The 17,700-nt window shown below is 73.8% G+C and carries 16 protein-coding genes and 5 tRNA genes; 12 read left to right on the top strand and 9 right to left on the bottom strand.

Features of this window, described 5'->3' with window-relative positions:
- Positions 1–73: 73 nt before the first annotated feature.
- The 4 genes from cbiE to OG276_RS30945 all read left to right on the top strand — a co-directional run bounded on the left by cbiE (position 74) and on the right by OG276_RS30945 (position 7,360).
- Positions 74–1,291, top strand: a complete 1,218-nt coding sequence (cbiE, locus tag OG276_RS30930) for a precorrin-6y C5,15-methyltransferase (decarboxylating) subunit CbiE (protein ID WP_266910287.1) — start codon at positions 74–76, stop codon at positions 1,289–1,291.
- 228 nt (positions 1,292–1,519) lie between these two features.
- On the top strand, positions 1,520–4,723 hold the full coding sequence (cobT, locus tag OG276_RS30935) for a nicotinate-nucleotide--dimethylbenzimidazole phosphoribosyltransferase (RefSeq protein ID WP_266910289.1): 3,204 nt from the start codon (positions 1,520–1,522) through the stop codon (positions 4,721–4,723).
- Positions 4,724–5,260: 537 nt separating this feature from the next.
- Positions 5,261–6,481 (top strand): uroporphyrinogen-III C-methyltransferase, encoded by a 1,221-nt coding sequence (cobA, locus tag OG276_RS30940; RefSeq protein ID WP_243334181.1) that lies wholly within the window; start codon positions 5,261–5,263, stop codon positions 6,479–6,481.
- A gap of 66 nt (positions 6,482–6,547) precedes the next feature.
- Positions 6,548–7,360, top strand: a complete 813-nt coding sequence (locus OG276_RS30945; RefSeq protein ID WP_266910292.1) for an RNA methyltransferase — start codon at positions 6,548–6,550, stop codon at positions 7,358–7,360.
- Between the two features lie 19 nt (positions 7,361–7,379).
- Here the strand turns inward: OG276_RS30945 and OG276_RS30950 are convergent, their stop codons facing one another.
- Entirely contained in the window at positions 7,380–8,633 is a 1,254-nt protein-coding gene (locus tag OG276_RS30950) for a serine/threonine-protein kinase (RefSeq protein ID WP_266910294.1), read from the bottom strand.
- A 548-nt stretch (positions 8,634–9,181) separates the two neighbouring features.
- Between OG276_RS30950 and OG276_RS30955 the strand changes: the two genes are divergently transcribed.
- The 3 genes from OG276_RS30955 to OG276_RS30965 all read left to right on the top strand — a co-directional run bounded on the left by OG276_RS30955 (position 9,182) and on the right by OG276_RS30965 (position 11,319).
- A complete protein-coding gene (locus tag OG276_RS30955) occupies positions 9,182–9,367 on the top strand; it encodes a hypothetical protein (RefSeq protein WP_266910296.1) in 186 nt (61 codons plus the stop codon).
- A gap of 372 nt (positions 9,368–9,739) precedes the next feature.
- A complete protein-coding gene (locus OG276_RS30960; RefSeq protein WP_266910298.1) occupies positions 9,740–10,933 on the top strand; it encodes a phosphotransferase family protein in 1,194 nt (397 codons plus the stop codon).
- A gap of 65 nt (positions 10,934–10,998) precedes the next feature.
- Positions 10,999–11,319, top strand: coding sequence for a zf-TFIIB domain-containing protein (locus OG276_RS30965; RefSeq protein ID WP_250744689.1), 321 nt, complete (start codon positions 10,999–11,001; stop codon positions 11,317–11,319).
- A gap of 124 nt (positions 11,320–11,443) precedes the next feature.
- Here OG276_RS30965 and OG276_RS30970 read toward each other — a convergent pair.
- From OG276_RS30970 to OG276_RS30990, 5 genes are all read right to left on the bottom strand, one after another.
- Positions 11,444–11,518 (bottom strand) — tRNA-Val (locus OG276_RS30970).
- A gap of 54 nt (positions 11,519–11,572) precedes the next feature.
- Positions 11,573–11,644: transfer RNA gene (locus OG276_RS30975), tRNA-Val, on the bottom strand.
- Between the two features lie 19 nt (positions 11,645–11,663).
- A tRNA-Val gene (locus OG276_RS30980) sits at positions 11,664–11,735 on the bottom strand.
- 1 nt (position 11,736) lies between these two features.
- Positions 11,737–11,810: transfer RNA gene (locus tag OG276_RS30985), tRNA-Cys, on the bottom strand.
- 45 nt (positions 11,811–11,855) lie between these two features.
- Positions 11,856–11,928: transfer RNA gene (locus tag OG276_RS30990), tRNA-Gly, on the bottom strand.
- A gap of 180 nt (positions 11,929–12,108) precedes the next feature.
- Between OG276_RS30990 and OG276_RS30995 the strand changes: the two genes are divergently transcribed.
- The 3 genes from OG276_RS30995 to OG276_RS31005 are packed head-to-tail and all read left to right on the top strand — an operon-like array spanning position 12,109 to position 14,926.
- Entirely contained in the window at positions 12,109–13,221 is a 1,113-nt protein-coding gene (locus OG276_RS30995) for a chorismate-binding protein (protein WP_266910300.1), read from the top strand.
- A complete protein-coding gene (locus OG276_RS31000; RefSeq protein WP_266910302.1) occupies positions 13,218–14,045 on the top strand; it encodes an aminotransferase class IV in 828 nt (275 codons plus the stop codon). Before OG276_RS30995 ends, OG276_RS31000 begins: the two co-directional genes overlap by 4 nt.
- Before the next feature lie 56 nt (positions 14,046–14,101).
- A complete protein-coding gene (locus OG276_RS31005; protein ID WP_266910304.1) occupies positions 14,102–14,926 on the top strand; it encodes a GNAT family N-acetyltransferase in 825 nt (274 codons plus the stop codon).
- 41 nt (positions 14,927–14,967) lie between these two features.
- On the opposite strand, the gene OG276_RS31010 is transcribed toward OG276_RS31005, so the two are convergent.
- Positions 14,968–15,468, bottom strand: coding sequence for a DsbA family protein (locus tag OG276_RS31010; protein ID WP_266910306.1), 501 nt, complete (start codon positions 15,466–15,468; stop codon positions 14,968–14,970).
- Positions 15,469–15,668: 200 nt separating this feature from the next.
- Between OG276_RS31010 and OG276_RS31015 the strand changes: the two genes are divergently transcribed.
- Together OG276_RS31015 and OG276_RS31020 are read left to right on the top strand one after the other, a co-directional pair.
- Entirely contained in the window at positions 15,669–16,115 is a 447-nt protein-coding gene (locus tag OG276_RS31015) for a hypothetical protein (RefSeq protein WP_266910308.1), read from the top strand.
- A gap of 115 nt (positions 16,116–16,230) precedes the next feature.
- The gene (locus OG276_RS31020; RefSeq protein WP_266910310.1) at positions 16,231–16,404 is read left to right on the top strand and encodes a hypothetical protein; all 174 of its coding nucleotides are present in this window, start codon (positions 16,231–16,233) and stop codon (positions 16,402–16,404) included.
- Here the strand turns inward: OG276_RS31020 and OG276_RS31025 are convergent.
- Together OG276_RS31025 and OG276_RS31030 are read right to left on the bottom strand one after the other, a co-directional pair.
- On the bottom strand, positions 16,345–16,971 hold the full coding sequence (locus tag OG276_RS31025; protein WP_266910312.1) for a CGNR zinc finger domain-containing protein: 627 nt from the start codon (positions 16,969–16,971) through the stop codon (positions 16,345–16,347). The genes OG276_RS31020 and OG276_RS31025 overlap by 60 nt on opposite strands.
- Positions 16,972–17,202: 231 nt before the next feature.
- On the bottom strand, positions 17,203–17,616 hold the full coding sequence (locus OG276_RS31030) for an SsgA family sporulation/cell division regulator (RefSeq protein ID WP_030011909.1): 414 nt from the start codon (positions 17,614–17,616) through the stop codon (positions 17,203–17,205).
- Positions 17,617–17,700: the final 84 nt, after the last annotated feature.

The following is a 17,700-nucleotide window of genomic DNA, read 5'->3' on the forward strand; positions in this document are numbered from 1 at the left end:
CCTCGACGAAGCCTCGCCCTGCCCCCGGCCACCGCCGGGAAGGGCCCCCTCCCACATCAGGAGACTGACGACGATGGCCGACCGGGTCACGGTGATCGGCTGGGACGGCTCCCCCCTGACCGCGGCCGCCCGGTCCGCGCTCTCCGCCGCCACCCTGGTGGCCGGCGCCGCCCACCACCTCGCGCTCCCCGAAGTCCCGCCCACCGCCGAACGCGTGCGCCTGGGCAGCCTGTCCATCGCCGCCACGCGGATCGCGGGCCACCGCGGCACCGCCGTCGTCCTCGCCGACGGGGACCCCGGCTTCTTCGGCGTCGTACGGGCCCTGCGCGCCCCGGAACACGGCCTGGAGGTGGAGGTCGTACCGGCCGTCTCCGCCGTCGCCGCCGCCTTCGCCCGCGCCGGGATGCCCTGGGACGACGCCCAGGTCGTCGTCGCCCACCGCCGCACCCTGCGCCGGGCCGTCAACGTCTGCCGCGCCCACTCCAAGGTCGCCGTCATCACCTCGCCCGGCGCCGGCCCCGCCGAACTCGCCCTGCTGCTCGAAGGCGTCCACCGCACCTTCGTCATCTGCGAGGAACTCGGCACCGACAAGGAACAGGTCACCGTCCTCACCTCCGACAAGGCCGCCGACCACAGCTGGCGCGACCCCAACGTGGTCATCGTCATCGGCGGTACGGGACCGGCCTCGACCGCCGCCGAACCGGCCTGGCTGCTCGGCCGGAGCGCGGCCCCGGCCACGGGACGCGGCTGGGCCCGCCCGCAGATCGACGTGGGAGAGGGCGAGGCCACGCAACTGCGCGCGGCCCAGCTCGCCCGGCTCGGCCCGCGCACCGGGGACCTCGTCTGGGACATCGGCTCCGGCTCCGGAGCCCTCGCCGTGGACGCCGCCGCCCTCGGCGCCGCCGTCATCGCCGTCGATGCCGACCGGCACGCTTGCGAACGCACAACCGCCGCCGCCCGCGCCCGGGGTGTGCAGCTCCAGGTCGTCAACGGCCGCGCCCCGCACGTCCTGGAGACCCTGCCCGAGCCGGACGTCGTCCGCGTCGGCGGCGGCGGGGCCGCGGTCGTCGCCGCCGTCGCCGACCGGCGCCCCGAACGGATCGTCAGCCACGCCTCCACGCGCGACGAGGCGGAGGCCATCGGCCGGGTCCTGACCGAGGGCGGGTACGCCGTCGAGTGCGCCCTGCTCCAGTCCGTCGCCCTGGACACCCGTACCTGGACCGAACAACAGCGCACCGTGGCGTTCCTGCTGGCCGCCGAACGCCCCGTTAACCGCCCGGACCGTACCTAGCCACGAGCCCGGGGTAGGCTGGCCGATCGTCGCACCGCCCGGACGATTCGGGCATGCGGCTCCGGCTGGACGCGCGACGTGGCGCAGTCCACAGAGGACCGTGGCGGTTATGGCCGACACGGTGACGAACGGGCAGGACAATACTTACTGGTTGTCGTGCGGCCGTACGTGAGGCCTCGTGGGCGACCGGGCAGTCGAAGAGGCAACACCGATGGGCGAGGGGTACGCATGACTGACACCGGCCAGGTTCCGGGCGAGGGTCTCCCGGACAGCACGGGCATGGTGGATCAGCAGGGCGTCCCCGCCCCGGTTCCCATGTCTTCCCCGGCAACCGGGAACTACGCCTTCCAGGACCTCGTGGACAACCCGGCCGAGCCGGAGGACGAGGAACTGCTGCTGATGCCGAGCAGCCAGGGCGCGTGGAGCGACCCCCAGGTCGTCCCGCCGGTGCCCGCCTTCCCCGACTTCCCCGAGCCCTCCGCGTACGCGGACGCCCCGTACGCCGATTTCGGCGGGGCCCCCGAGTACCAGCAGCCCCACCCGGGCCGGCTCCCGGTCCCCGACGCGCCGCTCGGCTACGAGCCCGCCGGCTACCCGCAGCAGCCCTTCGACGGGCAGCAGTTCGCGGAGCAGTCGTCCTTCGCGGACGCCTCCTTCGCCGACGCCTCGTACGGCGCCGGTGTGCACGAGGCCGGCGGCCGGGATTCCGGCGCCCTGGACCTCGGCGGCCTCATGGCCCCGCAGCCCGTCTCCCAGCCCCAGTCCCCGGCGGCCCCCGTCGCGGCGGCCCCGGTGCGGCGGCCGCTGCACATGGGCCCGCCCGTCCCCGAGGCCACCGGCGGAGTCGTACGGTCCCTCGCGGACCGCGGCCCGGCCGCTGCGCCCGCCGCCGCCCCCGTGCAGGCCCAGGCTCCGCTGACACCGGCCGCGCCCGTTCCCGTCCCGGTCGCCTCGGTGCCCTCCGGCTCCGAGCCCGCCGCCCCTGATCTGAGCACCCCGGCGACGCCCGTCCCGGTGCGCCAGTCCGGGCCGCCGACCACCGGGCCCGAGTACCTGGACTTCACGCAGGCCGAGGCCGAGCACGTGCCGGGCCCGGCGCAGCAGCCGGTCGAGATCCCGGTCCAGGCCGGGACGCCGTGGACCGCGGAGCCGGCTCCGGAAGCCGCGGCGCAGCCCGTCGTGGAGCCGGTGGCCGAGCCCGTCGCGGAGCCTGCCGCCTTCGCCGAGCCCGTCGCGGCTCCCGTCGCCTTCGCCGAGCCCGAGGCGGTCCTCGTGGCCGAGCCGGTGTCCGTGGCCGTGGCGGAGCCGGAGCCGGTGCAGGTGCCGGTCGCCGTGGCCGAGCCGGTCCTGGTGGAGCCCGTCGCCGAACCCGTCGCCTTCGCCGAGCCCGAGGCCGCCGTGGTACCGGCGCCCGAGCCCGTCGCGGTGGCCGAGCCCGAGGCCGAGGCCGTCGCAGTCGTCGCCGTCGCGCCGGAGGCGGAGCCCGTCGTGGAGAGCGTGCCGCAGCCCGCAGAAACGGTGGTTCAGGCCGAGGAGCCGGAGCCCCTGGCCGAGCCCGTGGCCGCCGTGATCGCCGAGATCCCCGAGCCCGAGCCGGTCGCCGTGGCGCAGGCCGACGTACCGCTGGAGGCCGGACAGGCCCCCGAGGCCGGAACCGAGCCGGAAGCCGAGCCCGAGGCCGAGCCCGAGGCCCCCGTCACCGAGGCGGCCCCCGGATACGCCGACGCCGAGCGCGAGGCCGTCCTGCGCGTCATGCGCGAGCGCCGTGACATCCGCAAGGGCTTCCGCCGCGACCCCATCCCGCACGAGGTGCTGCTGCGCGTCCTGGAGGCGGCCCACACCGCGCCCAGCGTCGGCCACTCCCAGCCGTGGGACTTCGTCGTCATCAAGTCCGCCGAGACCCGCCGGACGATGCACGAGCTCGCCGAGCGCCAGCGCGAGGCCTATGCGAAGTCGCTGCCCAAGGGCCGCGCCAAGCAGTTCAAGGAAATCAAGATCGAGGCCATCCTCGACACCCCGGTGAACATCGTGGTCACCGCCGACCCCACGCGTGGCGGCCGCCACACCCTCGGCCGGCACACCCAGCCGCAGATGGCTCCGTACTCCTCGGCCCTCGCCGTGGAGAACCTCTGGCTCGCCGCGCGCGCCGAGGGTCTGGGCGTCGGCTGGGTCAGCTTCTTCGACGAGCGCGAGATGGTCCGCGAGCTCGGCCTGCCGGAGCACCTGGAGGTCGTCGCGTACCTGTGCATCGGGTACGTGGACGAGTTCCCCGACGAACCCGAGCTCGCGCAGGCCGGCTGGTCGCAGCGCCGGCCGCTGGCGTGGGTCGTGCACGAGGAGACGTACGGGCGCCGCGCGCTGCCCGGCGAGGAGCCGCACGACCTGCTCTCCGAGACCGTCGCCAGCATCCGCCCGCTCGACGCGAAGGCGCTCGGCGAGGCGTGGGAGCGGCAGAAGCGCATGACCAAGCCCGCCGGGGCCCTGGGCATGCTCGAAATCATCTCGGCCCAGCTGTCCGGCCTCTCGCGGGTCTGCCCGCCGCCGATCCCGGAGCCCGCCGCGGTGGCGATCTTCGCGGGTGACCACGGCGTGCACGCCCAGGGGGTCACCCCGTGGCCCCAGGAGGTCACCATGCAGATGGTGGCCAACTTCCTGGGCGGCGGAGCGGTGTGCAACGCGTTCGCCAACCAGGTGGGCGCGGAGGTCTGCGTGATCGACGTGGGCGTCGCCGGCGACCTGCCGGCCACGCCGGGCCTGCTGCCGCGCAAGGTCCGCCCGGGTACGGCCGACCTGTCGGTCGGGCCCGCGATGACCCGCGAGGAAGCCGTCGCCGCGATCGAGGTCGGCATCGAAACGGCCCGCGACCTGGTCGCTGCGGGGAACAAGGCCCTCCTGACGGGCGAGATGGGCATCGCCAACACCACGGTGTCGGCGGCGCTGATCTCGGTCTTCACCGGGGTGGACCCGGGTGAGGTCACCGGCCGGGGCACGGGCATCAACGACGAGACGCACGCCCGCAAGGTCGAGGTCGTACGTCGCGCCCTGGAGCTCCACCAGCCGGACCCGGCGGACCCGATCGGCGTCCTCGCTGCCATCGGCGGCCTGGAGCACGCGGCGATCGTGGGCCTCCTCCTCGGCGGAGCCTCCCTGCGGACCCCGGTGATCCTGGACGGCGTCAGCGCCGGCGCGGCCGCGCTGGTGGCTCGCGCGATCGCCCCGGAGTCGCTGTCCGCGTGCATCGCGGGACACCGCAGCGCGGAGCCGGGCCACGTGGCCGCCCTGAACAAGCTCGGGCTGCGCCCGCTCGTCGACCTGGACCTGCGCCTCGGCGAGGGCACGGGGGCGCTGCTGGCGCTGCCGCTGGTGCAGAGCGCTGCGCGGGCCATGCACGAGGTGGCCACGTTCGACTCGGCGGGTGTCACGGAGAAGTAGCCGGGGCTGCGGGGCCGGGGTGGGGTGTCGTCCGGGACTCATGATTTATGGCGCCCTGTGCGCGCTGCGTCATGGTCGGGCTTCCTTTCGCGCCAACACATCACGTTTTACGTCCCGGACGACACCCCACCCCGTCCCCGTCACCGGCGGACCAATCCAGCCCCTCCGGCGTTTGAGGAGCGGGGGTCCGGGGGCGGAGCCCCCGAAGGGGTCCGGGGTGGAGCCCCGGTTTCGAAGGGGCGGGGTGGGGAAAGCCCCGCAGGGCCCCCGATGAGCCCCGTCGGCCCGTCAGCCTCATTCCCGCCTCGGGAGCGAGCCCCGTACGGGCCGGGGATCATGGGGCATGGCCCCTGGCCAGGGGTGGAGCCCGGGGTGGGGCAGGTCACCGCCCGGCCAGGGCAATGGCCCCCGAGGCGACCACCGCGCAGGTGGGTCGTATCGTGGACCCCGGACGGGCCACCGCACGTCACCGCCCGATCAGCCGCTCCAGCGACGCAGCGGCCCGCCGTCACCGCCGCATCAGGAGCCGCAACCGCCATGGGACACCCGGCACACCCCGCCTACCCCGTCGGACTCCGTCTGACGGGCCGCCGCGTCGTCGTGATCGGCGGTGGCCAGGTCGCCCAGCGCCGCCTGCCCGCGCTCATCGCGGCCGGCGCCGACATCGTCCTGATCTCGCCCTCCGCCACCCCCTCCGTGGACGCGATGGCCGAGACCGGTGAGATCCGCTGGGAGCGCCGCCGCTACGAGGACGGCGACCTGGCCGGCGCCTGGTACGCCCTGGTCGCCACCCGGGACCGCGCCGCCAACGACACCGCCTCCGCCGAAGCCGAGCGCGAGCGGATCTGGTGCGTCCGCGCCGACGACGCCGAGGCCGCGAGCGCCTGGACCCCGGCCACCGGCCGGGTGGAGGGCGTCACCGTCGCCGTACTGAGCGGCAACGACCCCCGTCGCTCCGCCGCCGTCCGCGACGCGGTCGTCGAGGGGCTGCGGGACGGCTCCCTGACCGCGGCCCGCCCGCACACCCCCGGCGTGTCCCTGGTCGGCGGAGGCCCCGGCGACCCGGACCTGATCACGGTCCGCGGCCGGCGCCTGCTCGCCGAGGCCGACGTGGTCATCGCCGACCGGCTGGGCCCCCGCGACCTCCTCGACGAGCTCCCGCCGCACGTCGAGGTCATCGACGCCGCGAAGATCCCGTACGGCCGTTTCATGGCGCAGGAAGCCATCAACGACGCCCTCATCACGCACGCCAAGGCCGGCAAGGCCGTGGTCCGGCTCAAGGGCGGGGACCCGTACGTCTTCGGCCGCGGCATGGAGGAGCTCCAGGCCCTCGCCGAGGCGGGCATCCCCTGCACGGTCGTGCCCGGCATCTCCAGCTCCATCTCGGTGCCCGGCGCGGCCGGCATCCCGGTCACCCACCGGGGCGTGGCCCACGAGTTCACCGTGGTCAGCGGTCACGTCGGCCCCGACGACCCGCGTTCCCTGGTGGACTGGGCCTCGCTGGCCAAGCTCACCGGCACCCTCGTCATCCTGATGGGCGTCGACAAGATCGGCCTGATCGCCGAGGCGCTGGTGCGCCACGGCCGCCCCGCCGACACCGCGGTCGCCGTCATCCAGGAGGGCACCACCGCCTCCCAGCGCCGCGTGGACGCCACCCTGGCCACGGTCGGGGAGACCGTGAAGGCCCAGGAGGTGCGGCCGCCCGCCGTCATCGTGATCGGCGACGTGGTGAAGGTCCACCGGCCCGCGGCCGAGTGACACTCCGCAATCCCGCAACCCCGCAGAGCCGTTGGCACCGCACCCAGGACAAGGCAGTATCACCCTGTGGCTGATCTCATCACCGTCGAGGACCCCGACGACCCGCGCCTGCGCGATTACACGGGCCTGACCGACGTAGAACTCCGGCGCAGGCGCGAGCCCGCGGAAGGCCTCTTCATCGCCGAGGGCGAGAAGGTGATCAGACGCGCCAAGGACGCCGGGTACGAGATGCGCTCGATGCTGCTCTCCGCCAAGTGGGTCGACGTCATGCGCGACGTCATCGACGAGCTCCCGGCCCCGGTCTACGCCGTCAGCCCGGAGCTCGCCGAGCGCGTCACCGGCTACCACGTGCACCGCGGCGCCCTCGCCTCCATGCAGCGCAAGCCGCTGCCCACGGCCGAGGAACTGCTCGCCACCACCCGGCGCGTGGTCATCATGGAAGCGGTGAACGACCACACCAACATCGGCGCCATCTTCCGCAGCGCGGCCGCCCTCGGCATGGACGCGGTGCTGCTCTCGCCCGACTGCGCGGACCCGCTGTACCGGCGCTCCGTCAAGGTCTCCATGGGCGCGGTGTTCTCCGTCCCCTACGCCCGGCTGGAGGCCTGGCCCAAGGGCCTCGACTCGGTCCGCGAGGCCGGCTTCAAGCTGCTCGCCCTCACCCCGCACCAGAAGGCCTCGCCGATCGACGTGGCGGCTCCTCAGGACCTGGAGCGGGTCGCGCTGATGCTCGGCGCGGAGGGGGACGGGCTGTCGACGCAGGCACTGGTCGCGGCCGACGAGTGGGTACGGATCCCGATGGCGCACGGGGTGGACTCGCTGAACGTGGGCGCGGCCGCGGCCGTCGCCTTCTACGCGGTGGCCAGCGGCCGCCCGTAGTCCGGGGGGCTCTTCCGGGCTAGAGCTTCTGGGCCAGCGCGATGCCCAGCGCCACGAGCAACGTCACCACGACGAAGACGATCAGGCGCTGGCGCATCAGCTTGGGGTCCGGCCGTGACGGCCGCCGCCCCGTGCCCGTCGTACGGGGAGCCGGACGGCCGCCCGTACGCCCGGCGGTGGAGCCGGGTCCGCGCGAGCCGGTGCCCCGGGCCGAAGAGGGCCGCGAGTCCGGCCCGCCGCGGGGCCCCTGGCCCTTGGCCGGAGCCTTGCCCTGGCCCGCTCCGGTTCCCGTACCCGCTCGTCCCGGCACGGGAGTGCCGGCGCTACGGCGCTCCGTGCGCTGCTCGGCGTACCCCTCGGTGCCCTCGGCGTACCCCTCGGGCAGCCGGCCCGTCGGCCGCTCGGTCCGTGCCCGCTGCGCGGGCGGGCGGCCGTCGCCCATCCCGTGTGCCTCGCGGGCCGCGATCTCCTTGAGCCGCATCGACAGCTGGAGCGTGCTGGGCCGCTCGTCGGGATCCTTCGCCAGGCAGGCCCGTACGAGGGGTGCGAGCGCGTCCGGAACACCCTGGAGGTGGGGCTCCTCGTGCACGACGCGGTAGAGCATGACCTCGGAACTGCCGTGTCCGAAGGGCGAGTCGGCGGTGGCCGCGTAGGCGAGGGTGGCGCCGAGCGAGAAGACGTCGGTGGCGGGGGTGACGGCGGCTCCGCGGACCTGCTCGGGCGCCAGGAAGCCGGGGGAGCCGACGGCCGTTCCCACGTGGGTGAGGGTGCTGGCGCCGGTGGCCCAGGCGATGCCGAAGTCGATGATGCGGGGGCCCTTGGGCGACAGCAGGATGTTCGAGGGCTTGAGGTCGCGGTGGACCACCCCGGCCTCGTGTACGGCGACCAGTCCCTCGGAGAGCGCCGCGCCGATCGCGGCGATGGCCGCGGCCGTCAGGGGGCCTTCCTCGGCCACCTTGTCGTGCAGGGAGGGGCCGGGCACGTACTGCGTGGCGAACCAGGGACGCTCCGCCTCCAGGTCCGCGGCCACCAGGCGCGCGGTGCACCCGCCGCGGATCCGCCGGGCGGCGGAGACCTCGCGCGCGAAGCGCGAACGGAACTCCTGGTCCTCGGCCAGGTCCGGCCGGATCACCTTGAGCGCGACGCGCTGTCCGCGCCGGTCGGAGCCCAGATAGACGACGCCCATGCCGCCGGCGCCGAGGCGCCGGTGCAGCCTGAACGAGCCGACGACACGCGGGTCCTCGCGCCGGAGCCGCATCATCGCCATGTCCACCCCGCTGACCGGTCGTCCTGTTGACGTGGCACAGCTTACGGACCATCCGGCATGCGCGCTCAGAGGCCGCGCCCTCGCCGGGGGATTCGATTGTCAGTACGGGGCAGTCCACTTGGGGAATCGCCGGACCACCGGTAGGACGCATGTACGGAGCGGGGTGCTCCGGTCAAGCCGGGCCGGAGCCAAGGGAATTGGGGTTCGAGGCGGGGTGGCGGGGGAGCGGCGGCCGCAGGGGCGGCCGGGCCCGGCCCGTTGATCTTGGGAGTGCCTGGTCGGCGGCCGGACGTGTGCGGGGAGTGACGGAAGTGAGCGAAGTCACCACGCTCTGGTCATCCCCTCCGGGATGACCCTCAGAGCGGGGGGCCGGTCTCCACCCAGGGGAGTACGCGCGAGGTGGGCTCCTCATCCTCCTGGAGGCCAGGCAATGGGTACGAAGGCATGAGGCCAGGAGCCTTCCCCGCACCTAGTGTTGAAGACAAGCGGCGGGTGGAAAGTACTCGTCCCCCGAGGTCATAAACCCGCCGCTGCCAATCGACAGGGAGAGGACCATGGCGGACATCGCACGGCAAGGACGCAAGGCATTCGCGTTCAACAGCCATGAGTCCGGTCGTCGCCACCCACTGGTGGCCGCGGCCATGGTGCTCCCCCTGGCCGCCGTCCTGCTCTTCCTCTTCGGAGGCTTCGACCAGGTGGTGGCGCAGGCGTCGTCCGTAAGCGTGATGCTGGGGCGCTGAGCGGCGCCCCGGGCCCAGGAGAGCGGCCTGGGCCGGGACTATCACCGGCCGAACCCCGTGGGGACGGGGGAGCGGTCGACGGACGGCAGGTGAAGGGTGCTGCGCGTACGGCTGGGGAGCCGGACGCGCAGCACCCTTTTTCATGCCCGCCCCTTCTTCGCGCGTTCCGCGCACCGATCGGCGCCGGCGCGCTTCCCGGGCGTCGGGCCGCCGAGCCGGATGCTGTCCGGCTGATGTGACGTCCGTCCGGTGGCGTCCGTCCGGCGGTACCGCCACTGCCGCGCGGCCCCGTGCTGCGTACGCTCGTCCCGAGGAGCACCCGCCCGGGGTGCGGAGCGCGGGGAGAGCCGAGGCGTGGTTCCGCTGGAGCGAGTGAGTGCGGCCGAGCTCGCCGCGTACGCGGGCGCGGCGGAGTACGTACTCCTCGCGGACCGCGACGACGGCACGGTGGTCCGCTGCGGGGACGTGGTGGCCAAGGCGCACGCGCGCGACAGCGATCCCGACGCCCTGGCGGTACGGATCCGCGTGGCCGGGGACCCCGCTCTTTCCGGGGTGCTGCTGCCCCCGCTGCGGACCGGGCTCGGCCTGGTCGGATCCCGGCCCGTCTCCCTGTGGCCCTACGGTGCTCCGGTCGCTCCGGACCGCCCCGAGGAGGCCCCCTGGGAGCCGGCCGCCGAGCTCCTGGCCGCCCTCCACCGGACCCCGCTCCACCACCTCCCGTACCCGCTCCCCCCGATGCGCGGCCCGGCGAAACTCGCCCGCGCCCTCCACCGCCTCGACGCGGCGCACCCTCCCGCGGCCCCGGTCGCCGCGCGGCGCGCCGTGCCGGGACGCCCCGGGCCCACGGGCGCGGAAGCCGAAGACTCGGGCGGCGCGACGCGGGGGCGCCCGGCTGGGGAAGGCCCCGCCGGCCACGACCACGACCGCGGCGCCGGGGGCGGGCCGACCCGGACCGAGGCGGTCGCCGCCCTCCCCGTCGCGACGTCCTCGGGCCGGGCCGACCGGGCCCGCCGCGCCGTCCTGTCCATCCCCGCCGGGCAGGCGACCGCGGCCGGGCCGACGGGCGCGGACGCCGACGCCGCGGAGTTGGCGCGGCTCGTCCGGGTCGCCGCGGCCACGCTCCCCGGGTGGGCCCGGGGGGAGGAGCCGGCGCCGTCCGGCGGGGCGCTGTGCCACGGCGACCTGCACCTCGGGCAGCTGGTCCGGGGCCCGGCCGGGGGCTGGCGGCTGATCGACGTGGACGACCTGGGGCTGGGCACGCCCGCCTGGGACCTGGCCCGGCCCGCGGCCTGGTACGCCGCCGGGCTGCTGGACACCGGGACCTGGCTGCGCTTCCTGGACGCCTACCGCGCCGCCGGCGGGCCCGCCGCCGGTGCGGTAGGCAGCGATCCCTGGCCGGAACTCGACCTGGCCGCCCGTGCGCTCACCGTGCAGACGGCCGCGCTGGCCCTCGCCAAGGCCGCCGGAGAACGGCGCCGACTCGACGACGTGGAGCGGCTGATGGTGGAAGCCTGTGCCCGAATTGCCTCCCTCCCGCCCGACTTGGAGCCGAAGGCTCCGTCGTAGGGTGAGGCTCACGCCACCGGGTACGCATCCGGTGTCGAAGCGAACGGCGAGGAGTTGATCCGGTCATGCAGTGTCCGAAGTGTCACGCGATGATGCACACCTACAACCGCAACGGTGTCCAGATAGAGCAGTGCAGCGGCTGCAGGGGCATCTTCCTCGACTACGGCGAGCTCGAAGCGCTGACCCGCCTGGAATCCCAGTACACCTCCCAGTACGGCCAGGTCCCGCCCCCGGCCGCCCCGCCGGCCCCGGCCCCTGCGGCGTACCCGCAGCAGCACGCCGCCCCCGCGCCCGCCTGGGGCGCCCCGCAGCACGGCGGCTACGGCCACGGCCACGGCCACGGCCACCGCAAGGGCGGCTTCGGCCGGATGCTCTTCTCCTCCTGAGCCGCAAGGGCGGGACGGGAGGACCGGAACCGACCGGCACCGGCCCGCCCCACCGGCCTGCGGGCCCAGGGTCCCGAGCACGCGAAAGCCCCGACCGTGGGAACGGCCGGGGCTTGTCGACATCTGGTGCGCGATACTGGGATTGAACCAGTGACCTCTTCCGTGTCAGGGAAGCGCTCTCCCGCTGAGCTAATCGCGCGGGACCACACTCACGGTGAGAACACCGCAGGTGGCAAGTGTGAAGCGTACTGCGTGCGCGATACTGGGATTGAACCAGTGACCTCTTCCGTGTCAGGGAAGCGCTCTCCCGCTGAGCTAATCGCGCGGGGATCCTTGCGGATCAGTGGACGATACTGGGATTGAACCAGTGACCTCTTCCGTGTCAGGGAAGCGCTCTCCCGCTGAGCTAATCGTCCTTGGAGGTGGAGACGGGATTTGAACCCGTGTAGACGGCTTTGCAGGCCGTTGCCTCGCCTCTCGGCCACTCCACCATGGAGCAAGCAGGGGGTCCTCGGGAAGATGATCCCCCACCTTAGAGCGGACGACGAGACTCGAACTCGCGACATCCACCTTGGCAAGGTGGTGCTCTACCAACTGAGCTACGTCCGCAGGTCGCCGTGTTCGCTCCGGGGTTTTGCCCCTTCGCTCCCTGGCGACGAGTTGAACTCTAGCGGATTCCCGGGCCAGCTCAAAAACGCGTTTCCGCAGCGTGCTGCCGCCCGATCACCGCCGGTCACCCGGCGGACGCCTCACCGGCGCCCGGGCGTCACCGGTCATAGACTCGCAGCCGTGCACGACCTGCCTCCCCTCGCCCGCTTCGGCGGCCTCCTCGCGACCGATCTCCGAGATGTCACCAGTGATCCTGGTGCCCTCGACTCCACCGGCTTCTGGGCGGTGACGGCCGATTTCGAAGGCCGTCTCGTCTGCGCGCGCTTCGGGGACATACGCCCCGACCCGGTGCCGGCCCCCGTACCCGGGGCCTGGCGCGGCCCCGACGCCGACGCGTGGACCTCCTCCCTCGACCGCGCCGCGTACACCGCGGGCGTACGCCGCATCCGCGAGCACATCGAGGCGGGCGAGGTCTACCAGGCCAACCTCTGCCGCGTGATGTCCGCGCCGCTTCCCGATCCGGCGGGCGCCGATGTGGACGCCCTGACCGCGCTGCTCGCGCGCGGCAACCCGGCCCCGTATGCAGGAACGATTCGGCTTCCGGCCCACGGCGTGGAGATCGCCACCGCGTCCCCCGAGCTCTACCTGCGCCGCAGCGGCCGCCGCGTCGAGTCCGGCCCGATCAAGGGCACCGGCCGCACCGCCGCCGATCTGCTGCCCAAGGACCACGCCGAGAACGTGATGATCGTGGACCTCGTACGCAACGACCTCGGCCGGGTCTGCGCCACCGGCTCCGTGACCGTCCCCGAGCTCTGCGCGCTCGAAGAGCACCCGGGCCTGGTCCACCTCGTGTCCACCGTCGCCGGGGAACTCGCCGACGGCGCCGGCTGGCCCGAGCTGCTCGCGGCCACCTTCCCGCCCGGCTCCGTCACCGGAGCCCCCAAGTCCTCGGCCCTGCGGATCATCGAGGCCCTGGAGACCGCCCCGCGCGGCCCCTACTGCGGCGGCATCGGCTGGGTCGACGCCGACCGGGGCACGGCCGAGCTCGCCGTCGGGATCCGGACCTTCTGGATCGACCGCGCTGCCCCCGGCGGCCCCCGGCTGCTCTTCGGAACCGGCGCCGGGATCACCTGGGGCTCCGACCCCGACCGCGAGTGGGCGGAGACCGAGCTGAAGGCCGCCCGGCTGCTGCGGGTAGCGTCGGGAGCGATCGAAGCGCACACGACCGGTACGACCGGCATGACCGGACCGGTCGATGCACAGACGGACGAAAGCGGGAGGACCGTACGGTGAGGATCTGGCTCGACGGAGCACTGAGGGACGCCGACGAAGCGAAGGTGTCCGTGTTCGACCACGGGCTCACCGTCGGCGACGGGGTCTTCGAGACGCTCAAGGCGGAGCGCGGGACGACCTTCGCACTCACCCGGCACCTGGAGCGGCTGACCCGCTCGGCCCGCGGCCTCGGCCTGCCGGACCCCGACCTGGACGAGGTGCGCCGCGCCTGCGCCGCCGTACTGGACGCCAATGCGCTGCCGCTCGGCCGGCTGCGCGTCACCTACACCGGGGGCGTCTCCCCGCTCGGCTCCGACCGAGGCGAGGCCGGCCCGACGCTGATCGTCGCCCTCGCGGGGGCAACCCGCCGCCCCGACACCACCGCCGTGGTCACCGTGCCGTGGGTGCGCAACGAGCGCTCCGCCGTGGCGGGCCTGAAGACCACCTCGTACGCCGAGAACGTGGTCGCGCTCGCCGCCGCCCACCGGGCGGGCGCCTCCGAGGCACTCTTCGCCAACACCGTCGGGCGGCTCTGCGAGGGCACCGGCTCCAACGTGTTCGTCGTCCTCGACGGGCAGCTGCACACCCCGCCCGTGGCCTCCGGCTGCCTCGCGGGCATCACCCGGGCCCTCGTAGCCGAATGGTGCGGGGCCAAGGAGACCGACCTGCCCTTCGAAGCGCTGGAACAGGCGGAGGAGGTCTTCCTGACCTCCTCCCTGCGTGACGTCCAGGCCGTCGTACGGATCGACGGGCGCGAGCTGGGCTCCGCCCCCGGCCCCGTCACGGCCGAGGCCATGCGGATCTTCGACGCCCGCTCCGCCGAGGACGCCGACCCCCGCTCCTGACCGGTGCCTGACCTATTCGCTGTCCATCGGGCCGCAGGGCGGGTAGAACTCGATTGATGACCACCACCCTGCGGCCGAGCGGGCCGCTTCAGCAGAGCACCGGCGGGGCGCGCTCGCGCCCCTACGAGATCCGCGTCAACAGCAGGCGCGTCGGCGCCCTGCTGCTCGCCGCCGACACCCCCTTCGGGCCGACGGTGGCCGAGATCCGCGAACTCGCCGTCGACGAGCCCGACCGCCGACGCGGCCGTGCCACCGTCGCCGCGCTCGCCGCCGAGGAAGTACTGCGCGGCTGGGGCTGCCGGCGGGTCCGCGTCTCGGCCCCGGCGGACTCGGCGGGCGGCCTGCGCCTGGCCGCCGCCCTCGGGTACGCCGAGTACAGCCGCAACATGGCCAAGGAACTCCCGGCCGAGGCGCCCGCCCTCTCCGAGGGGGTCACGGGCCGCCCGATGACGGAGGCCGAGTTCGAGACCTGGCTCGCGGCGGGGCGGGAGGAGTACGCGCAGAACTGGATCAGCCGCGGCATGTCGGCCGAAGCCGCGCACACGAAGTCGGAGAACGACCACGCGGCCATGCTGCCCCTGGGCCTGGCGACCCCGGGCGTCAGCATCAGCGTGCTGGAGGCGGCCGGCGTCCCCGTGGGCACCGTGTGGGTCTCGCCGAACCAGGGGGACTCCTACGTCTACGACGTCGCGGTCGCCGAGGAGCACCGCGGCCACGGCTACGGCCGGGACCTGATGCTCCTCGCGGAACGCACCGCCCTGGCCGCCGGCCACCGGGTGCTCGGGCTGCACGTCTTCAGCGACAACGTCCCGGCCCTGCGGCTCTACGAGTCCCTCGGCTACCGGACGACCAACTTCAACTACGCCAAGGACCTGATCTGAGGGCCTGATCCGAGGAACCGGAGATTTCCTGCCGGGATGACCTAGGCGTCCTGGGCGAGCAGCCGGTCGGCGATTTCCTCGATGCGCTCGCGCAGGCCCTCCTGGCTCTTGCCGCCGTCGAGGCGCTCTCCGTCGATCACGTAGGTCGGGGTGCCGGTCACGCCGATCGCCTTGCCCTCGGCCTGGTCGGCGTCCACGATCAGCATGTGCCGGCCGTCGATCAGGGCGGTGTCGAACTCCTCGGCGTCCAGGCCCAGTTCGCGCGCGACCTCGACCAGTACCGATTCGCCGGCCTTGCCGAGCTCCGCGGTGCGGGCCAGCACGGCCTCCACGTAGGGCCAGCCCTGACCCTGCTCGACGGCCTCCTCGGCGGCCTGCGCGGCGGCGAAGGCGTGCTTGTGCTTCTCCAGCGGGAAGTGGCGCAGCCGGATGTCCAGCCGGTCGCCGTAGCGGGCCCGCAGGGCGCGCACGTCGTCCAGAGCGCTGTGGCAGTCCGGGCACTGAAGTTCGCACCAGACGTCGAGGATCACGGAATCGGTCATACGGACAGTCTCCCAGCCCGCGGGGATGGGTAAGGACCGGGACCTCGGGAGGAGACGGGACCCGGAGATGTCCCGGATATCCGCCCGCGGGGGGCTCCGGCCGTGGCCGGAGCGGGGGTCGCCGGTGCAGGATGGATGGGGACAGAACGCCCGGCCCGCCGGCCGGGCGCGACCGACCGATCCGCTCCTGGAGGCCCCGCATGCTCGCCGAGACCATTTGCTCCGCGGTGTCCGCGGCGGGCCTGGGCATCGCCGCGCTGACCGCCTACCGCAAGCGATTCCTCGCGGCCACGCGCATCGCCGCGTACTCGCTGGTGCCCGTCGGCCTGGTGATGACGGGCGTCGTGGCCTGGGCGACCGGAATCGTCTTCAAACCGACCGTCTGGGCCGGCTTCGCCGTGCTGGGACTGGCCTGGGTGCTCTTCACGACCACCCGCGCGATCGAGCGGCGCGGACGCGGCGCGGGGGAGGGGGAGCAGGAGAAGCCGAAGGCCGTCAAGGGACGCCCGGCACGGGAGGCCGTCGCCCCGGCCGCTTCCGCGCCCTCGCTGGGTGACGGTGCCCGTCCGCGGCCGACTCCGGCCGCCGCCGCCCCCGCCGAGGACTTCTCCGACATCGAGGCGATCCTCAAGAAGCACGGCATCTGACCGCACGGCCGCCGGGACGCGAACCACCTGATCTGACGGGATCCGGTGAACTCGCGGGTTCAGTCTGGCGTGTTGAGCGGCGCGCGCGGCTGCGCTGGGCCATCATCGCCCCGACATGCTCGACACATCACCGGGTGAGCCGGCCGTTCCCGCGCCGGTCACCGTCCCCGTCGCCGAGGAGCCGAGAGGCTGCCTCTTCGCGCTCTCCCAGCCGCCCCTGATGATCTTCCTAGGCGTGATCGGCTGCCTGCTCCTGCTCGCCGCCGTGCACGATCTGTTCCTGCTCTGAGCCCGGCTCCGTGCCCAGCTCCGATTTGCGCCGGGCCCGGTACGCCGCCACGTGCAGCCGGTTCCCGCAGGTACGGCTGTCGCAGTAGCGCCGGGAGCGGTTGCGGGACAGGTCGACGAAGGCGCGCCGGCAGTCCGGGGCCTCGCAGCGGCGCAGCCGCTCCTGCTCGCCCGAGACCACGATGAAGGCCAGCGCCATGCCGCCGTCGGCCGCCAGGTGGTCGCCCACCGAGGCGCCCGGGGCGAAGTAGTGCACGTGCCAGTCATAGCCGTCGTGGTTGGTCAGCTGCGGGGTGGTCCCGGCCGTCGCGACCAGCTCGTTGATCAGCACGGAGGCCACGCGGGAGTTCGGCGCCGCGAAGACCTGGGCGAACTTGCCGCGCACCGTGCGCACGCCGGCGAGGTCGCGGGCGCTGAGCTCGCCGACGTCGCTGATCGCGTACTCGTGGACGAAGGCGCGCAGCGCGTTCACGTCCGCCAGCGCGTCGGGCTGTTCCGTCTCGGCAGAGGTGTTCACCAGCGCGACGACGACGTCGAGCGCGCGACGGGTGTCGTGGGGGATCTGCACGGGGTCTCCCTGAAGGGCCGGGCCTGCGGTGACGGTCTGCTGCCGCCGCCGCTGGCCGACTCTAGCGGGTCCCCCCCAAAGCGCACCGGCGCCGCCCACGCGGGTGGCTTCCACGTGAACAGCGCCGGCACTTCCGTATGTGGTTGTCCGCCGTGCACCGTCGCCCCGAGTCGGACGGTGTCGTACGGCCCCCGGACTCAGCCGGGGGAGGGTTCCCTCTGTAGGCCTGGCTCAGGATTCGGCCAGGATGTGGGAGAGCTCCTTGTCGAGGTCGAAGTGCCGGTGTTCGGTTCCTGGTGGAACCGCGGCGTCCGTCCGCTTGAGGAACGACTCCAGTGCTCGGGCGGGTGCTTCGAGCAGGGCTTCTCCCTCCGGTGAGCTCAGGGCGATGCAGACGACCCCCTGACCGTGACTGCGGGACGGCCAGACACGGACGTCGCCGGTACCGGTGGGCCGGTGAAGGCCCTCGGCGAGGAGGTCGCGGGCGAATACCCATTCGACCGTCTCCTCGGCGCCGGTGTGGAAGGTGGCGTGCACGGCGTAGGGATCGGCCGTGTCATACCGCAGGCCCGCGGGAACAGGCAGTGAGGACTCGCTCGACACAACGAGGCGCAGGTGCAGCTCGCAGCTGACCGTGGTGTTCATAAGCGCCAGGGCCTTTCGCTCAGTGTGCGCTCGGGGATTCGCACGTCGGCGAAATCGACATGCCACCTACGGTGCCGTTGTAAA

This window comes from Streptomyces sp. NBC_00086 (assembly GCF_026343255.1).
Lineage (GTDB): Bacteria > Actinomycetota > Actinomycetes > Streptomycetales > Streptomycetaceae > Streptomyces.